This is a genomic window from Bacillus sp. HNG (genome assembly GCF_003400205.1).
In the GTDB taxonomy this organism is placed as follows: domain Bacteria; phylum Bacillota; class Bacilli; order Bacillales; family Bacillaceae_L; genus Ferdinandcohnia.
Map to the genome: position 1 here is coordinate 26,397 of NZ_QUQV01000021.1, position 18,934 is coordinate 45,330.

Below are 18,934 nucleotides of genomic sequence, written 5' to 3' on the forward strand. Positions count from 1 at the left end.
CCGTTTCTAGCCGAAACGGCTTGTATTTTTGATGAGGAATATCTATAATTGTTGAAGGCTAGTTAGTATGTTACGGATAAGAGGAGTGGAAAAATCAATGGCGTTAACAGCAGGTATCGTTGGTCTTCCAAACGTTGGAAAATCAACTCTTTTTAATGCAATTACTCAAGCAGGCGCAGAATCAGCGAACTATCCGTTCTGTACAATCGACCCAAATGTGGGGATTGTTGAAGTGCCAGATGAGCGTTTAAATAAATTAACAGAATTGGTACAACCAAAAAAGACTGTTCCAACAACTTTTGAATTTACGGATATTGCAGGAATTGTAAAAGGTGCTAGTAAAGGGGAAGGTCTTGGGAATAAGTTTTTATCACATATCCGTCAAGTGGATGCGATTTGTCATGTTGTACGCTGCTTTGCAGACGATAATATTACACACGTAGCGGGTAAGGTGGATCCAATTGCAGATATTGAGACAATCAATTTAGAGCTTATTTTAGCGGATTTAGAATCAGTAGATAAGCGTATTGATCGTGTTGCGAAGCTCGCAAAGCAAAAGGACAAGGATGCTGTTGCAGAGCATGAAGTGCTTGTTATGCTAAAAGAAGCATTTGAAAACGAACAGCCGGCTCGTGCAGTAGAATTTAGTGACGAACAAATGAAATATGTAAAAGGTATGCACTTACTAACAAGTAAACCGGTTTTATACGTTGCCAATGTTGGTGAAGATGATTTAGTTGATCCTTCATCAAATGAGTATGTTCAATTGGTTCGTGAGTTTGCACAAAAAGAAAATGCTGAAGTCATTGTTATTTGTGCAAAGATCGAGTCAGAGATAGTTGAGCTTGAAGGGGAAGAAAAGGCAATGTTCCTAGAAGAGCTTGGAATTGAGGAATCTGGACTTGACCAATTAATTCGTGCTGCATATCATTTATTAGGTCTTGCTACTTATTTTACAGCTGGTGTACAAGAGGTAAGAGCGTGGACGTTTAGAAAAGGAATGAAAGCTCCACAGTGTGCAGGGATCATTCACTCTGATTTTGAGAGAGGGTTTATTCGAGCGGAGACTGTATCGTATGAAGATTTACTTGCAGGTGGTTCAATGACTGCTGCTCGTGAGGCAGGTAAGGTACGTCTTGAAGGAAAAGAATATGTTGTTCAAGATGGAGATGTCATTCATTTCCGTTTTAATGTATAAGGAATATTAAAAAGTAGCCACAGGACGAATTTTCGTTTTGTGGTTTTTAAACATTTCTTGCCTACAAATTATTCATGTGATATAATATCTTTCTGTGAGTAATTGAAATAATTGCTCCTTGCTCTTTTTAGATAAAGAGCCGTTAGTCCAAAAGGAGGTGTAACGTGATGAGAAAATACGAAGTTATGTATATCATCCGTCCAAACATTGATGATGAAGCGAAAAAGGCTTTAGTTGAGCGTTTTAATGGCGTTTTAACTGACAATGGTGCGGAGATTACAAACGTAAAAGAATGGGGTAAGCGCCGTTTAGCTTATGAAATCAATGATTTCCGCGATGGTTATTACATGATTCTTAACGTAGTGTCTAACGCTGAAGCTGTTAGCGAATTCGATCGTTTAGCGAAGATCAGTGAAGACATTATCCGTCATATCGTTGTTAAAGAAGAAGAATAAAAATATTTAAGAGTATAGACTCTGTTTCAATATCCTGTTAAGGAGATGGTTCTGATGATGAATCGCGTAGTTCTCGTTGGGAGACTTACAAAGGATCCGGAATTACGATATACACCAAGTGGAGTTGCAGTTGCAACCTTCACACTCGCAGTGAATAGGGCATTTACGAATCAGTCAGGCGAACGTGAAGCTGACTTCATTAATTGCGTTGTATGGCGCCGACCGGCTGAAAACGTGGCAAACTTTCTAAAAAAAGGAAGTTTAGCAGGCGTTGATGGTCGTCTTCAAACAAGAAATTATGAAGGTCAGGATGGCAAACGCGTATATGTTACTGAGGTTGTAGCGGAAAGTGTTCAATTCCTTGAACCTAGAAATGCGAATGACCAACAGCGCAGTGGTGGAGGTAACTATGGCGGAGGCTATGGTGGAAATCAAGGTGGATATGGTGGCAACCAGGGTGGAAGCCAAGGCGGTGGCCAAGGTGGATACTCACCATTCGGACAGAGTCAGAACCCAAATCAAAACCAAGGACCTACAAGAGTAGATCAAGATCCATTTGCAAATGATGGACAACCAATTGATATTTCAGATGACGATCTTCCGTTCTAACTTGTAAGTCAAACGTATAAATTAAAAACTAAAAAAGGAGGGAAAATCAATGGCAGGCGGACGTAAAGGTGGACGTGCAAAGCGTCGTAAAGTGTGTTACTTCACAGCTAATGGAATTACACACATCGATTATAAAGAAGTAGATTTACTAAAAAAATTCGTTTCTGAGCGTGGTAAAATCTTACCTCGTCGTGTAACTGGTACAAGCGCAAAATACCAACGTAAATTAACAGTTGCTATTAAACGTGCTCGTCAAATGGCATTATTACCATATGTATCTGGTGAATAATAAAGAAAAGCGATGATTGTCAATGCGGTCATCGCTTTTTTACTTCATGTTTTTAAAGGAACCACGAGAACCGTCCCTATGGTTCCTATTTTTGTTTTAGTACGATAAAACGTGGTGAAGCAATTATTAGAATTGATAGTACGATTGTACATAAAATGAATGTTGCTAGCATTGTTATTCCGTTAAAGGTGAAGGAATACCAAATTGGGTTTTCAATTTCTGGTGCAAAATATTCAATAAAGATAAAGCCAGCTAAGAAGTGCCAGAAATAGCGTGCAAGACTACCAATAAATATTGCAAAGGTAATGGCAATCAGTGCTTTTGATTTCTGGTCGTTTTTTAAACTTTCCTGTACGATTGATTTGAAAATTCCTCCTAATCCAATGAACGAAAAGGCAATGATATATTCCATAATGGCTTGAACAGGGTGTACAATCCATGGGTCAAATACTAACTGCAGTAATCCCCATAACAAACCAGATAACATTCCAATTTTTATACCCCATCTTAAAGCAATAATAAAAACAGGGACCATTGCAAATGAAATAGATATGGCTGGAGTAATGTCAATCGATGGAAGTAAATCCAACACTAGTGCTAAGGCAGCAAAAATTGCGGCTTCAATCATTGCTTGTAATCTTGTGCTTCTCATAAAAAAATCCCCCTTGAAGTATGTTGTAAAAAAAACGCACCCCAAAGGAGAACAACTTTAATAAAAGTATAAGTTCTCAGGTAACTCTCACATCCCTACGCTAGCATTAACTAACAGGTTCGAAGGGTCTGAACTTTAATGTTCACTCTCAGCAAAATTGCTCCCCTTGTGGTTACGTTTATTCATTTAATTACTATCATAATAGAAAATAGGGAAAAGTAAAACAAAAAGTTTTAGTTTACAGAAGAACTTTAACAAAAGTCTGAACATCCGATGTCAACATCGAAGTAACCACATCCTGTAGAAGTCCAAAAGTTGAAGACTTTCTAGTAAATCTTTAAAATAGAAAGTGATTGTAAAAATAGGCTCATGTTTACTAGGGTCATCTAAGTTGAGGTGAAAAGGTGAAAAACGCAAAAAATTTAACAGAAGGCGCCATGCTACTAGCTGTATATAGTGTACTGTTACTTCTTACTTTATATATCCCACTACTTGGAACTGCACTTTCATTCCTTTTACCCATACCATTTATCTTGTTTACGGTGAAATATAGGGTAAAGCAGTCATTGTTATTTATACTAATTGCCTTTTTATTATCCGGTCTATTAGGTTCGGTTATGGGGATTATACATACGGTTACGTTTGGAATTACAGGAATCTTACTAGGTGAATTGATTAATCGGGGAAGAAGCGGTATCGAGCTATTTCTAGGCTCCTGTTTATCGTATTTGTTCTCAATCGTGCTCCTGTATGTTACAGCTATAGTAGTTCTGCAAATTGATGTATTTGAAATGATTCGAGAGAGCTCGCGGGAATCTTTTGCCATGGCAGAGAGTATAATGAGGGCAACAGGGGGCGAAGTGAATAAAGAAGTCATTGCACAGCTTGAAGAGTCGATTAACATGATGCAATACATGATCCCAAGTATGTTTGTTTTGCTTTCGATGCTTCTAGCCTTTGTTACGGTCGTAGCCATGAAACCGGTGCTTGTCCGACTTCAAGTAAAATATAATCCATTCCCGCCTTTCCGTGAAATTAATTTTCCTAAAAGTATTTTGTGGTATTACTTACTAATTTTACTTTTTAGCTTTGTTGAACTGGAAAAGGGCACGTTTGGGTATACCGCCTTTTTAAATCTTTTTTTTGTTCTGCAGTTGTTCATGGTGATTCAAGGCTTGTCGCTCATTTATTATTTCTGTCATCAAAAAGGAATTACAAAGGCTGTGCCAATTATACTGACAATCTTAACACCATTTCTCCTTTATATTATTCGAATCTTAGGTATAATTGACTTAGGGTTTCAACTGAGAAATCGAATTAGTGGAAAGAAGTAAAACAAAGCTTTAGGAGCTGAAAATTACATGCCAGACTTTTACAAAAGGAAGTTATTTCGCTATCCTATTTATGCATTGCTTGTTCTTACAAGTGTTTTTAGTGCAATTCTCATTTTTTTTCATTGGATGATTGGGTTAGCATGTTTTCTGCTCCTTGGATTTATTGTGTATTTTTTGTTAAAAGCAAACTCGATTCTAAAAAAGGAAATGGAGCATTATATCTCAACCCTTTCGTATCGCTTAAAAAAAGTTGGCGAAGAAGCGTTAATGGAAATGCCGATTGGGATCTTGCTTTATAATGAAGAGTTTCAGGTAGAGTGGGCTAACGCCTATTTATCGAACTTTCTTGACGCAGATACGCTGGTAGGTAGATCACTTTATGATGTTGAGGAACTGATTGTTCCCTTAATTCAACAAGAAATCGAAAGTGAGACAATTACATTAAATGAGCAGAAATTTAAGGTCATCATAAAGAGAGAAGAACGTTTACTTTATTTCTTTGATGTAACTGAACAAATGGAAATTGTGCAATTGTATGAGGCTGAGCGGACTGTTTTAGGGATTATTTTTTTAGATAACTATGATGAAGTAACCCAAGGGATGGATGATCAACGAAAGAGTTCATTAAATAGCCAAGTTACATCCATACTGAATGAATGGGCGAATGAACATGGTGTCTTTTTAAAGAGGACTTCATCTGAGCGCTTTATCGCCGTGTTGAATGAAGAAATCTTATCGAATCTTGAAAAAACAAAGTTTACGATTTTGGATGATGTGAGGGAAAATACCGCAAAAGATAGCGTAGCATTAACCTTAAGTATTGGGATTGGAATAGGGGTCCCAACACTTCCAGAGTTAGGCGTTGCGGCACAATCCAGTTTAGACCTAGCATTAGGACGTGGCGGAGACCAAGTTGCGCTGAAACTTCCGAATGGGAAGGTTAAGTTTTATGGCGGCAAAACGAATCCGATGGAAAAACGGACTAGGGTCCGCGCTCGCGTGATTTCACATGCATTAAAGGAAATCGTCTCTGAAAGTGATAAAGTCATCATAATGGGCCACAAATACCCTGATATGGATGCAGTAGGGGCTTCCATTGGGATTTTAAAAGTGGCACAAATGAACCATAAAGAAGGATACATTGTTTTAAATCCGAATGAAATTGATTCAGGTGTAGGACGTCTCCTTGAGGAAGTGAAAGAAAATACAGAACTCTGGTCCTATTTTATAACACCGGAACAAGCTCTTGAAATCGCTACAAATGATACGCTACTTGTTGTTGTAGACACCCATAAGCCGTCGCTTGTTATTGAGGAAAAACTCGTATCAAAAATTGATAAAGTAGTGGTCATTGACCATCACCGTCGCGGTGAGGAGTTTATACAATCACCATTACTCGTATATATGGAACCTTATGCGTCATCTACAGCAGAATTGGTTACAGAGCTTCTTGAATATCAGCCAAAGCGTAAGAAAATCGACATGCTTGAGGCAACTGCTTTACTTGCGGGAATTATTGTTGATACAAAGAGCTTTACGCTTCGAACAGGATCAAGAACATTTGATGCGGCGTCCTATTTACGTGCTCAGGGAGCGGACACCGTTCTTGTTCAAAAATTCCTGAAGGAGAACATGGAACAGTATAAAAAGCGTTCAAAACTGATTGAATCAGCGTTTATTTATAAAAATGGAATTGCGATTGCAAAAGGAAAAGAAAATGAGACTTACGATCAAGTGATGATTGCTCAAGCGGCAGATACATTGCTAACGATGAATGATGTTGTCGCTTCATTCGTGATTTCTATCCGCCATGATTTAAAAATTGGAATCAGTGCTCGTTCATTAGGAGATGTCAATGTACAGCTGATTATGGAAGGCTTAGGTGGCGGTGGACATTTGACAAATGCAGCTACTCAGCTAGAAGACACAACGATTGAAGAAGCAGAAGAACAGCTACTTTTGGTTATAGATGAGTATTTAGAGGGAGGTACCAAGGAATGAAAGTTATTTTCTTAAAAGATGTAAAAGGTAAAGGAAAAAAGGGAGAAGTGAAGAACGTATCTGATGGATATGCACACAATTTCCTATTCAAGCAAAACCTCGCGATTGAAGCGACACCAGCAAACATAAAATCATTAGAGGCAAAGAAAAATAAAGAATCAAAAGAAGCAGCAGAAGAATTAGCACAGTCAAAGCAATTGAAAGAAAAACTCGAAGCTTTAACTGTTGAGTTACAAGCAAAAGCAGGTGAGGGTGGCAGACTTTTCGGTTCTGTAACAAGTAAGCAAATTGCCGATGAGCTTGCGAAAAAGCATGGTATCAAAATTGATAAGCGTAAATTTGATCTTCCAGATGGAATTAGAGCATTAGGTTATACAAATGTACCTGTAAAATTACATCCAGAAGTCTCAGCAACTGTAAAGGTACATGTCAAAGAACAGTAATTTCCATTGAAAAAGAATATAGAAAACAGATAGAATGAAAAATGTGGTTTTGTTTACATACAGGATCACATTTTTTTCGTATCACAAGCTTTTTCATTCTGAAATAAGTATAATAGTTAAATAGACTATAAATGATTGAATTAAAATAAAGGGAGTGGAGAATAGTTGAGTGACATTTTTGCTGATCGTATTCCTCCGCAAAATATTGAGGCAGAGCAGGCTGTTTTAGGTGCGATCTTTCTAGAACCAAGTTCACTTACTCTTGCTTCAGAAATATTGATTCCAGAAGACTTTTATCGGACATCCCACCAAAAGATTTTTGACGCGATGCTAAACCTCTCAGATAAAGGTGAACCGGTCGACCTTGTCACGGTTACTTCTGAGTTAGCGGATGTAAAAATTTTAGATGAAATTGGTGGAGTTTCTTACTTAAGTGAATTGGCAGGGTCTGTTCCAACGGCCGCCAATATAGAATATTATGCGAAAATCATTGAAGAAAAATCGATTTTACGACGATTGATTCGCACGGCAACGACGATTGCAACGGATGGTTATTCACGAGAAGATGAGGTTGATTCTCTTTTAAGTGAGGCTGAAAAAAACATTATGGAAGTGGCAAACCGTAAAAATGCGGGTGCTTTCCAAAATATTAAAGATGTTCTCGTCCAGACCTATGATAATATTGAAACCCTTCATAATCGTGTAGGCGATATTACGGGAATCCCAACAGGGTTTACGGAGCTTGATAAAATGACAGCTGGATTCCAACGAAATGACTTAATTATCGTAGCAGCCCGTCCGTCTGTTGGTAAGACAGCCTTTGCTCTTAATATTGCCCAAAACGTAGCAACAAAGACCGATGAGAATGTTGCCATCTTCAGTTTAGAGATGGGGGCTGAGCAGCTAGTAATGAGGATGCTTTGTGCTGAAGGAAACATCAATGCCCAAAATCTACGTACCGGCTCCTTAACACCTGAGGACTGGAGTAAGCTAACGATGGCAATGGGAAGCTTATCAAATTCAGGAATTTACATTGATGATACCCCAGGGATTCGAGTAAATGAGATTCGCTCAAAATGCCGTAGACTTAAGCAAGAAAGTGGATTAGGGATGATTCTGATTGATTACCTTCAATTGATCCAAGGAAGCGGTAGAAGCGGTGAAAACCGCCAACAAGAGGTTTCTGAAATCTCACGTTCCTTAAAAGCATTAGCTCGTGAATTAAAGGTTCCGGTTATTGCCTTATCCCAGCTTTCCCGTGGTGTTGAACAAAGACAGGACAAGCGTCCGATGATGTCAGATATTCGTGAATCAGGAAGTATTGAGCAGGATGCGGATATTGTAGCTTTCTTATACCGTGATGATTATTATGACAAAGAGTCAGAGAATAAGAATATTATTGAAATTATCATTGCGAAGCAACGTAACGGCCCGGTAGGAACGGTTTCGCTAGCATTCGTAAAAGAATATAATAAATTCGTTAATCTCGAACGAAGGTTTGACGACGCCGGTATTCCACCAGGGGCGTAAAGAAAAGACGTATCACAAAATTGTGATACGTCTTTTCTTATCTATGTCATTTTATCTATGAAATATAGTAAACAAATGCCTTTAGATGTGGAGTGTCGACAAAAAATGCATAGTTCTATAAGTGGAAAGACCCAAATCTATGTCAAAATCCTACATTTTTTGTGTAAAAAATTGGAAGTAATACTACAATTATATTACATATTGGAAACTAGTATACTATTTTTCAAATTCTATGGTAAATTAATAAAGTATAAAATAGAGAGATTTGTCGAACTATCGAATACGTCTTGGCGTATTTTGTAAGACAACGCTTTTCAACTCACAGGGTGAGAGGAACGAGTATTTCGGACAAGCAACCTTTGTTCAGGGAGGAAAGACCGTGTCAAATCAAAATAATAATGAAAAAGCACCAAGAACATACATGACTTTATTTAAACGAGTTGCCATTACATCTGTTGCACTTTCAACACTCGTGTTTGGAACTGTATCAGCAGATACAAAAATTCAAACCGTGTATCACATATACATAGATGGCCAAAAAGTTGGAACAGTTGATTCCAAAAACGTCGTTGAAAAAGTAATTGATCAGAAGGTTGATTCTTTAAAGGACCAGTATCAAGGACTAGAATTAGTTGCAGATAATGTATCCGTGATTGAAGAACAAGCTTTTCATCCTACTTTTAATAATGCTACAACTGCAAAGAAGTTAGAAACTGAGCTAGAAATTGCAGCTGAAGCTAAAGCTATTACTGTTGACGGAGAGCCAGTTGCCTACCTTAAAAATGAGGAAGAAGCAAATGAAGCTCTTAAACAACTAAAATTACAATATGTAAACGAAGAAGAGTTGCAGGAGCTTGAAGCTAGAGCAAACTCAGAAGAGCCCCTACCAGCATTAGCTGAAGGACAATCTCGTTTATTAGACGTTTCATTTGTAGAAAAAGTTTCAATTTCAGATGAAAAAGTTTTACCTGAGCAGGTTCATAGTCCTGCTGATACTGTTACATTGCTTCAAAAGGGAACTTTAGAGGAGAAAAAGTATCAGGTCAAAGAGGGGGATGTTCTAGGCTCTATCGCAGTTGACCATGATTTAAAAACTGCTGAATTACTAGCATTAAACCCAGGAATGACTGAAGATACTTTGCTTCAAATCGGACAAGAGTTAAATGTAACAGCGTACAAGCCATTTTTAACAGTTGTTGTTAAAAAAGAGCAAAATCAAAAAGAAACAATTAAGTTTGAAACAAAGGTAAATGAAAATTCAAACATGTTTAAGGGTGACAAAAAAGTAACCCAAGAAGGTCAAGATGGTGAAAAGACGGTTCACTATGAATATAAAATAATCAATGGCGTGACATCTGAAACTAATAAGCTGAATGAATCCATTACCAAGGAACCAGTAACTGAGATTATCGAAAAAGGAACCAAGGTTGTTCCATCTCGAGGATCTGGTCAGCTTGCATGGCCGACAGTTGGCGGTTATATTTCTAGTCATGTTGGATATAGATGGGGAAGACTCCATAAAGGAATTGATATTGCAAGACCAAGCAATTACGCGATTAAGGCAGCTGACAATGGAACAGTTGTAGAAGCTGGTTATGATGGAAGCTTCGGGAATAAAATTGTGATTAACCATAACAATGGAATGAAAACAATCTATGCACATTTGTCTTCCATTCATGTAAGTGTTGGACAAACTGTAACAAGAGGTCAACAAATTGGTGTTATGGGGTCAACCGGAAACTCAACAGGAACTCACTTACATTTTGAATTATATATAAATGGGTCTCTGAAAAACCCGTTAGAATATCTAAACTAACTAAATGTGACACAAAACCTTCAGCATGATGCTGGAGGTTTTTTCATAAGTATAAAGAATGAAAAAGGCGGAAAAGGAGAGGACAAACGTCCTAAATCACCGTTTTTTTCACACTTACTAATGATATACCTCCCTTTTTCTGCTAAAGTTAGAGATAAAGGAGCAAAATAAAAAGAACAATTCGAACTATATAATTGAACCCACATAAATTATTTCAAAGTGAAGGAGTAATCGCGAATGGAAAAAGTAATTCTTGTAGTAGATGATGAGAAACCAATTGCAGATATATTACAATTTAATCTTGAAAAAGAAGGATATAAGGTAGTATGTGCTTATGATGGCAATGAGGCATTAGAAAAGGTAGAAGAAGTGGAACCAGACCTTATTCTTCTCGACATCATGTTACCACATAAGGATGGTATGGAGGTATGTCGTGAAGTACGAAAAAAACACGATATGCCAATTGTCATGTTGACAGCAAAGGATTCTGAAATTGATAAAGTATTGGGTCTTGAGCTAGGTGCTGATGACTATGTCACAAAGCCTTTTAGTACAAGAGAACTGCTTGCACGGGTAAAAGCAAACCTACGTAGACACCAACAAATTTCAGAGGCGGTTAGCCAGGATACATCAAGTGAAATAACAGTAGGATCACTTGTCATCCATCCTGATGCGTATGTAGTAAGTAAACGTGGTGAAACGATTGAATTAACTCATCGCGAATTTGAACTCTTACATTATTTAGCGAAGCACTTAGGTCAAGTCATGACAAGAGAGCATTTATTACAAACCGTATGGGGCTATGACTATTTTGGAGATGTACGAACAGTAGACGTTACCGTCCGTCGTTTGCGTGAAAAAATCGAAGACAGCCCAAGTCATCCAACATGGATTGTGACAAGACGTGGAGTGGGCTATTATTTACGAAATCCTGATCAGGAGTAAATCCCAAAATGAGACGACTAGGTTTTTTTCAGTCCATTCACATTAAATTTGCACTTATTTATTTGCTACTCATTTTAATTGCCATGCAAATTATCGGTGTATATTTTATTGGGAAACTGGAGTTGCGATTAGTAGAAAACTTTAAAGTATCGTTAAATGAACGTGTCAATATGCTAGCGTTTAGCATGGAACAGGAAATGATTAAGGAGCGAGAGGATCCATCAACTTTAGAAAAGGATATCCGGAGTATTTTAAGAGACTATGAGTCAGAGGATATTCAGGAAATCCAGGTAATTGATAATAAAAGCCGCGTAATAGGAACCTCCGATCCGTATAGTCAAGGTGTTGTTGGACGAAAGTCAAATATAGATTTGGTCAAACGTACGTTATTATTAGGTGATAATCTAGATGATGTACGTCGACAGGAATATGACCGCGTATATATATCTTCAACGCCGATTCGTTCGAATGGAGATATCATTGGTGCCATTTACTTAAAAGCAAGGATGGAAAATGTCTATGATGATATAAAAGAAATCAACGATATTTTCGTAACAGGAACTGGGATTGCGATGGCGATTACCGCAATTCTCGGGATCTTTGTTGCACAGACCATTACAAGACCTATTTCCGCAATGAGGAAGCATGTAGTGGAATTGGGGAAAGGGAATTATTCAAAGAAGGTAAAGGTGTTTGGTCAAGATGAGATTGGCCAATTGGCCATGACCTTTAATAATTTATCCAGTAAAATACAGGATGCACAGGCGACAACAGAAGGTGAACGTCGGAAGCTTTCCTCGGTATTGGCACATATGACAGATGGGGTAATTGCGACTGACAAAAAGGGAAGAGTCATTTTAATTAATACGCCTGCAGTCAATATGCTTGATGTTTCACGTGAAACAGTCCTTAATGAATCGATTGTATCTGTCTTAGGATTAGACGAGCAATACACGTTCGAGGAGCTTGTTCACGATATTGATACTGAAATACTTGATTTTAGTACCCATAAAAAGCAATACATTATTAAGGTTAGCTTTTCGGTTATTAAAAAGGAGTCAGGCTTTATTAATGGGTTAATTGCTGTTTTATATGATGTAACCGAGCAGGAAAAAATAGAAAGTGAACGAAGAGAGTTCGTAGCGAATGTTTCGCACGAACTAAGAACACCATTAACGACCATGCGTAGCTATCTTGAAGCACTAGCAGAAGGAGCATGGAAGGACGAAAAGATTGCACCGCAATTTTTAAATGTTACACAAACTGAAACTGAGCGAATGATTCGACTCGTGAATGACTTGCTGAAGCTATCAAAACTTGATAGCAAGGACTACAAGTTCTCAAAGGAACTCATTAATTTCACAAAATACTTTCATCGAATTATCGACCGATTTGAGATGTCGAAGGAGCAGCATGTATCATTCGTCCGTAATTTACCAGAGAAGTCAATTTATCTAGAATTCGATCCGGATAAAATTACACAGGTACTTGATAATGTCATATCAAACGCATTGAAGTATTCCCCAGAGGGAGGTACAGTCACATTCCAATTGATAGAGGCAAATGATGAAATTGTAATAAGTGTGGCTGACCAGGGTGTTGGAATCCCTAACGATAACATTAATCGTATTTTTGACCGTTTTTACCGGGTGGATAAAGCGCGAACTCGTAAATTAGGGGGAACTGGGTTAGGACTCGCAATCGCCAAAGAAATGGTCGTTGCTCATGGAGGTAGGATTTGGGCTGAAAGTGAAGAAGGGGTTGGAACAACTGTTTTCTTTACTCTACCAACTGATGGAAATCAAGAGGGGCTAGAGGATGAATGGGATGAAGTATGAATCAATTAAAACAACCATATTAATCATCTTGGTACTTTCAAGCATTGTTCTGACTTGGACTTTGTGGACTTATCAGCCAGAATATAAGGCTATAGAAGCGGACGATTTAGTTGAGCAAGTAACGGAAAATGTTCAAAAGGAAACATCTTTGATTATTAAACCAAGTAAAATTCTCTATCACATTGAGGGCCAGCATTTTGGAACCTTTAGTGAGACAGAACTAAATCGAGTGATGAAAGAAATTGGGACATGGGAAATTCAAGATGTTCAAAACATTACACATGCTGTTCAAGAAGATGGTTTAGCAGACTTTTTGAGTCAAAGTGGACATGCCGAAATTTTCTTCCCAGATCCATTTCCTTTGCAACTATATAAATCATTTTTAAAAATTAATGATAAAGAACATTCGTTGATTTCATTTGATCGATTTGTTATTGATGTCAATTCGGAAAATCGTGAAGAAAGCATCGTGTACTTTGTGTCAACAGGTGACAATTTGGTGTATGAGGGCCGGATTAATAGCAGGTTAACGCGAGATTTTAAAAGAAGTTTCTATAATACGGCGACGAGATATCCAGAGCAAATTGAATATTCACTTTCAGAGACGAATTCGGTTTATTTGCCAAAGGATGAAACAGCTGTAAATCGCCTTGACTATTTTACTGATACAATCGATATTAAAACCTTTATTGACCGTTTATTTACGGATCCTGACCTTGTAAAAGGGGATAGACTCTCTACAGGTGAGGTTCATACGGATGGAACAAGACTTCTTAGGGTCTTTAACAATCAGAAGTACATTGAATTCATTAATCCAACGAGAATGAGTGGAAATCAATCAGATACGACAGATTTAATTCAGACAAGTATTGATTTTGTTAATGAACATGTTGGCTGGACAGATGACTACCGCTTTTTTAGCTGGAATAAAGAGAGCCAAACGACAGTGTTTAAATTATATGTTAAAAACATACCTGTCTTTGACCACAGGGGTCTAGTGGATATCACACAGCAATGGGAGAATAATGAGATTGTGAAGTATGACCATCCGACGGTAAGCCTACAAATTATGTTAAACTCATCCGAAACGACTCTTCCAAAGGGAGAAAAGGTAATGGAGGTCATTACGGGTATCCAGAATTATAATCCTGAACTGCTTGACAGTGTGACGGTTGCTTATGAGATGACGGAGAAAGAAAATGATTCCCAGTTTCTTTCACTTCAACCGATTTGGTCATACAGGTATAATGGAGTTTGGAGAAAGGTCGAGGATATAGGAGGGCGTGAAGATGGATTGGAGTAAAACCAAGTCTGTATTTATCATTACCTTCCTGATTCTAAACGTTTTTTTAGGGTATCAGCTTGTTCAAAAAAGGGATAGTAGCCAACTGGATGAAATTGCAGAACGTACTATCGATGAAAAACTAGCGGATGAAGGAATTACGTACGAAGCTTTACCGAAGGAACCGAAGGAATTAAGTTATATCAGTGGCAAGGTACAGATTTTTACAGAGGACGATGTCAAAAAACTTAAAAACCAAGAAGTTAACTTAGAAACCGCTGGGGTGTTAAAGGGTAAATTAAGTGATCCTATTAAAATATCGTTAACAGACCAGGTGAAAATACATCAATTTGTGAAGGATCATTTACTAGACGGTGAGAAATACACCGTTTGGAGTGTGGATGAAGAGACAGGGACGATTGTTTTAGTTCAACAACATAACAATTACAAGATCTTTGGTCAGTCTCTAAATATTAGTGGGGTTATTTACTTATATGTAAATGACGATCATGAAGTCGTTTCCTATGAGCAAACATTAATTCCTGAGTTTGAAGAGCATAAGTTGGAAGAGTTAATTACCCCAATGGAGACCCTAGAAAACCTTTATAACAATGACCATTTAAAATCAGGCAGCCATGTATCTAAAGTGGAATTTGGGTATTACCCACTCGTTCCATATTCTGAATCACAGCTATTAGCACCGACGTGGCATGTTGTTATTGATGATGAGACAGAAATTTACGTAAATGCCATTGAAGGACAAATTCTTAATAAAGACGGAGTGAACGATTATGGGGTTGCATTTTAGTGTGCTTGCAAGTGGGAGTACAGGAAATGCGTTCTATGTTGGGACAGACAAGCATTCCTTGCTTGTAGATGCAGGGTTAAGTGGGAAACAACTAGAACTTTTATTTAAAGAAATCAACAAAGAAATTAAGCATCTTTCAGGGATACTTGTGACACATGAGCATAGTGACCATATAAAAGGGCTTGGTGTACTCGCAAGAAAGTACAAGCTACCCATCTATGCAAATGAAAAGACATGGAAGGCAATGGAGCACAATATTGGAGAAATCCCGTCTGAGCAGAAGTTCATTTTTCAAATGGGGACGGTAAAGACATTTGGAAATATGGATGTTGAATCATTCGGTGTTTCTCATGATGCGGCCGAGCCGATGTTTTATGTATTCCATCATGAGGGGAAAAAGGTTGTTGTCATTACGGATACAGGCTATGTCAGTGATAGAATGAAGGGTACGATTGAAAATGCCGATGCCTATGTGTTTGAAAGTAACCATGATGTGTCGATGCTTCAAATGGGCCATTATCCATGGAGCATCAAGCGCCGTATTTTAAGTGATGTTGGGCACGTTTCAAATGAGGATGCGGCACTCGCGATGTCAGATGTGATCGGAGACCGCACGAAACGAATCTATCTGGCGCATTTAAGTAAGGATAATAATTTAAAAGAATTAGCACGCATGTCTGTTAAGCAAACCCTGGAAAGCAAGGGGTATGTGGTTGGAGAACAATTTGATTTGTATGATACCGACCCGAAAGTTCCGACGAAGCTTGCTTACGTGTAACGAAAATAGCCCACGGAATTATGCTAGGGGGCATTGTCATAGAAGCTCATTTGATTTTGATCAGATGGGCTTTTTGTTTTGGAAAACACTTGCCGTACCCATAATTTTCTAGTAACTTGAAACTAGGATGAAAGTGGGGATGGTATGAAAGCTTTTGTTTTGCGGACAGCGGGTTTCATGGTGCTTTGGACGTCTTTTTTTATCTATGAAAAGTCAGTTCCATCCGCGTATTCAATTATGATTTGTGCGGCAGTCCTGACATTCTATTTTTTTCTAAAGATTTCACCTAATCCGGTTTATTTATATGGGGGAATAACCGGACTTCTATTGGTGCTTGGTGTTGTTGAAGAAGGAAACTCATTTACTTACTTATTATTGATGTATATTGTCATGTTAGCAGCGAATCAGTTAGAAAGTAAAACATTTAAATGGTTCGGAACTATAACGGTAGCAGCTTTATTGAGCTTGTTTTTTATAATGGAAATGGACATAACTGTGTATGTTTCGATTCTCTTATTCTATCTTGTTGTACTACAGGTTAATGAACTTTGGACTAAGCGGGAAGAACAGCGCAGCCTATATGAAGAATTGCTTGGGGAATATCGAAAGGTAAAAAGGGTTGCTCTTGTTACAGAGGAGGAAGCTCGCTATCAGGAAAGGACCAAGATAGCTAGGGACATTCATGATTCGGTTGGGCATAAGCTTACAGCGCTACTGATGCAGGTAGAGATTCTTTCTATCCAACAAGGTCCTGAACATTACAACGAATTAAAGGAATTGGCGAAAGAGAGCTTAGAAGAAACTCGATTTGCGGTCCGAACCTTAAAAGACAGGGAGCATGAAGGAATTGCAACGATTTTACAGCTGATTAAAAAGCTAGAGGCAGAAAGCCATATCATGGTTCAGTTTACAACTAAGCAAGGCATTCTCTCAGAGCGACTTACCAATGAACAAAGTGTCGTGCTCTATCGTGTAATTCAGGAAGGACTAACAAATGCCATGCGACACGCTCACTCGCGTGAAATTCAGGTAGTACTAGGAAAGACAGCAGACGGAAATATGGAGTTTGTCATTAAAAACCGAATTCATAAGAAGGATCCATATCAAGAGGGGTTTGGGCTTTTAAATATGCGAAAACGTGTTGAGGAATTAGATGGGACACTAGCAGTCTATCAAACGGATGAACAGTTTGTGATCAAGGGAATGATTCCGTTAGAGAAACTGTAAAGGCGGGGAAACGAACATGTGGAATGTGTTAATTGTAGAGGACCAATCGATTGTGAGACAAGGCTTGAGGTTGATGCTACAACAGGACGAGCAAATACGGGTAGTAGCAGAAGCAGAAAACGGAGAAGAGGCCATCAAAAAGATGGAGGCGCATGTTATCGATGTTGTACTAATGGATATCCGCATGCCGGTTATGAATGGCCTCGAAGCGACGAGAAAGATTAAGGAGCGCTGGCCAAATGTGAAGATTTTAATCCTCACGACCTTTAATGATGATGAATATGCAATCCAAGCATTAAAATATGGTGCCAATGCATTTCTATTAAAAACATCAGATCAAAAAGCATTGATACATGCCGTTCATAGCTGTTTTCAAGGCGGGCTGCCGATTCATGAGGAGGTTGTGGCAAAGGTGATGCCGCGATTATTACATAAAGTGGAGAAAAAGCTTGAATTGCCTTTGTCTGCAAGGGAGTTGGATATTACTAGATTAGTAGGTGAAGGAAAGACCAATAAAGAAATTGCAGATGAATTATTTTTATCGATTGGTACGGTAAAAAACCATATTACACAAATCTTGCATAAGCTAGAGCTTCGGGACCGTACGCAGTTAGCGATTTTTGCTGTAAAAAATGATATTACATAAGGTTTAAGGGATGTCCAAACAAAAGGGTCAGCCCTTTTTTAATGGAAACATGACTAAAGTCATGTTTTTTACATAAACAAGTGACCGGAGATAGTGCTGTCTAGAGAAAGTAAAGTCTATGATGGAAGTATAAAGGAGGATGACGTGATGTTAGAAATTATTGATTTATCGAAGAAATATAAACAAAAGTTTGCGGCACAAGGGATCAATATGTTTTTGGAAAAAGGAGAGATTGTTGGGTTACTAGGTCCGAATGGAGCGGGAAAATCGACGACCATTTCGATGTTGTCATCATTGGTTGTTCCGACTTCCGGGGATGTACGGTTAATGAACGAAAGCACGATTAAGCATCCACAGAATATCCGAAAAATTCTAGGTGTGGTTCCACAGGAAATTGCCCTATATACGGATTTATCAGCTGAAGAAAATTTACGTTTTTTTGGAGAGATCTATCGATTAAAGGGTGCCGAATTGAAGCAGCGAATTGAAGAGGTATTGGAGCAAATTGGTTTAACTGACCGAAGAAAGGATCTCGTGAAAACTTTTTCGGGTGGTATGAAAAGAAGGCTGAATATTGGAGTGGCATTGCTGCATAATCCAGAAATCATCATTATGGATGAGCCAACGGTTGGAATTGACCCACAATCTCGTAACTATATTTTAGAAACGGTTAAGCGTCTGAACAAAGAACGGGGGATGACTGTTTTATATACAAGTCATTACATGGAGGAAGTTGAGTTCTTATGTGACCGGATTTATATTATGGATAAAGGACATATTATTGCATCTGGTACGAAGGAAGAGTTAAAGAATATTTTATCCTCTGAAAATACGATTTCTATCAAAGTAGAACGAGCAAATAAGGAATTTATTCAGTTGCTTGAAGCAGATTCGACCGTTCGTCAAGTAAAGGTGCAGGATCGTGATGTTACGGTTATTGTTCCAAAGGAGTATAATCTGTTCCAAAAAATCTCCCAATTTGCTGAAGAAACAGGGACAGCATTAATTTCAGTTGAAGTAAAAGCACCGACACTTGAGGATGTCTTTCTTCATCTGACAGGTAGAGCACTAAGAGACTAGGGG

Annotated in this window: 18 protein-coding genes and 1 riboswitch; of the genes, 17 read left to right on the plus strand and 1 reads right to left on the minus strand. The window is 38.3% G+C overall.

What is annotated here, in order from left to right; translation table 11 throughout:
• Positions 1–97: 97 nt before the first annotated feature.
• From ychF to rpsR, 4 genes are all read left to right on the plus strand, one after another.
• Positions 98–1,198: a redox-regulated ATPase YchF gene (gene ychF, locus DZB84_RS22095; RefSeq protein WP_116354460.1), complete on the plus strand. Its 1,101-nt coding sequence runs from the start codon at positions 98–100 to the stop codon at positions 1,196–1,198.
• Positions 1,199–1,365: 167 nt separating this feature from the next.
• The gene (gene rpsF / locus DZB84_RS22100; protein ID WP_116354461.1) at positions 1,366–1,653 is read left to right on the plus strand and encodes a 30S ribosomal protein S6; all 288 of its coding nucleotides are present in this window, start codon (positions 1,366–1,368) and stop codon (positions 1,651–1,653) included.
• 54 nt (positions 1,654–1,707) lie between these two features.
• On the plus strand, positions 1,708–2,262 hold the full coding sequence (ssb, locus tag DZB84_RS22105; protein ID WP_116354462.1) for a single-stranded DNA-binding protein: 555 nt from the start codon (positions 1,708–1,710) through the stop codon (positions 2,260–2,262).
• Positions 2,263–2,311: 49 nt separating this feature from the next.
• Entirely contained in the window at positions 2,312–2,551 is a 240-nt protein-coding gene (gene rpsR, locus DZB84_RS22110) for a 30S ribosomal protein S18 (RefSeq protein WP_010677416.1), read from the plus strand.
• Between the two features lie 85 nt (positions 2,552–2,636).
• On the opposite strand, the gene thiT is transcribed toward rpsR, so the two are convergent.
• Positions 2,637–3,203: an energy-coupled thiamine transporter ThiT gene (thiT, locus tag DZB84_RS22115; RefSeq protein WP_116354463.1), complete on the minus strand. Its 567-nt coding sequence runs from the start codon at positions 3,201–3,203 to the stop codon at positions 2,637–2,639.
• A gap of 75 nt (positions 3,204–3,278) precedes the next feature.
• A riboswitch (TPP riboswitch) is annotated at positions 3,279–3,380 on the minus strand.
• A gap of 227 nt (positions 3,381–3,607) precedes the next feature.
• Here thiT and DZB84_RS22120 point away from each other — a divergent pair.
• From DZB84_RS22120 to DZB84_RS22180, 13 genes are all read left to right on the plus strand, one after another.
• Positions 3,608–4,537 carry a YybS family protein gene (locus DZB84_RS22120; protein WP_116354464.1) on the plus strand — a complete coding sequence of 310 codons (930 nt, stop codon included), beginning with the start codon at positions 3,608–3,610 and terminating at the stop codon, positions 4,535–4,537.
• Between the two features lie 27 nt (positions 4,538–4,564).
• Positions 4,565–6,538 carry a DHH family phosphoesterase gene (locus DZB84_RS22125; RefSeq protein WP_116354465.1) on the plus strand — a complete coding sequence of 658 codons (1,974 nt, stop codon included), beginning with the start codon at positions 4,565–4,567 and terminating at the stop codon, positions 6,536–6,538.
• A complete protein-coding gene (gene rplI / locus DZB84_RS22130; RefSeq protein WP_116354466.1) occupies positions 6,535–6,981 on the plus strand; it encodes a 50S ribosomal protein L9 in 447 nt (148 codons plus the stop codon). The genes DZB84_RS22125 and rplI overlap by 4 nt, the downstream gene beginning before the upstream one ends.
• A 165-nt stretch (positions 6,982–7,146) precedes the next feature.
• Positions 7,147–8,511: a replicative DNA helicase gene (gene dnaB / locus DZB84_RS22135; protein ID WP_116354467.1), complete on the plus strand. Its 1,365-nt coding sequence runs from the start codon at positions 7,147–7,149 to the stop codon at positions 8,509–8,511.
• A gap of 379 nt (positions 8,512–8,890) precedes the next feature.
• Complete coding sequence (locus tag DZB84_RS22140; RefSeq protein WP_116354468.1) at positions 8,891–10,327, plus strand: peptidoglycan DD-metalloendopeptidase family protein; 1,437 nt, start codon at positions 8,891–8,893, stop codon at positions 10,325–10,327.
• A 237-nt stretch (positions 10,328–10,564) separates the two neighbouring features.
• Entirely contained in the window at positions 10,565–11,272 is a 708-nt protein-coding gene (gene yycF, locus DZB84_RS22145; RefSeq protein WP_116354469.1) for a response regulator YycF, read from the plus strand.
• A gap of 8 nt (positions 11,273–11,280) precedes the next feature.
• Positions 11,281–13,110 (plus strand): cell wall metabolism sensor histidine kinase WalK, encoded by a 1,830-nt coding sequence (walK, locus tag DZB84_RS22150; RefSeq protein ID WP_116354470.1) that lies wholly within the window; start codon positions 11,281–11,283, stop codon positions 13,108–13,110.
• On the plus strand, positions 13,091–14,413 hold the full coding sequence (locus DZB84_RS22155; RefSeq protein WP_116354471.1) for a YycH family regulatory protein: 1,323 nt from the start codon (positions 13,091–13,093) through the stop codon (positions 14,411–14,413). Before walK ends, DZB84_RS22155 begins: the two co-directional genes overlap by 20 nt.
• On the plus strand, positions 14,400–15,200 hold the full coding sequence (locus tag DZB84_RS22160; RefSeq protein ID WP_116354472.1) for a two-component system regulatory protein YycI: 801 nt from the start codon (positions 14,400–14,402) through the stop codon (positions 15,198–15,200). Before DZB84_RS22155 ends, DZB84_RS22160 begins: the two co-directional genes overlap by 14 nt.
• Positions 15,184–15,978, plus strand: coding sequence for an MBL fold metallo-hydrolase (locus tag DZB84_RS22165; protein ID WP_116354473.1), 795 nt, complete (start codon positions 15,184–15,186; stop codon positions 15,976–15,978). Before DZB84_RS22160 ends, DZB84_RS22165 begins: the two co-directional genes overlap by 17 nt.
• Before the next feature lie 144 nt (positions 15,979–16,122).
• Complete coding sequence (locus DZB84_RS22170) at positions 16,123–17,205, plus strand: sensor histidine kinase (RefSeq protein WP_116354474.1); 1,083 nt, start codon at positions 16,123–16,125, stop codon at positions 17,203–17,205.
• Between the two features lie 16 nt (positions 17,206–17,221).
• On the plus strand, positions 17,222–17,851 hold the full coding sequence (locus tag DZB84_RS22175; protein WP_116354475.1) for a response regulator transcription factor: 630 nt from the start codon (positions 17,222–17,224) through the stop codon (positions 17,849–17,851).
• A 147-nt stretch (positions 17,852–17,998) separates the two neighbouring features.
• Complete coding sequence (locus tag DZB84_RS22180; protein WP_116354476.1) at positions 17,999–18,931, plus strand: ABC transporter ATP-binding protein; 933 nt, start codon at positions 17,999–18,001, stop codon at positions 18,929–18,931.
• The last annotated feature ends 3 nt before the right edge of the window (positions 18,932–18,934 follow it).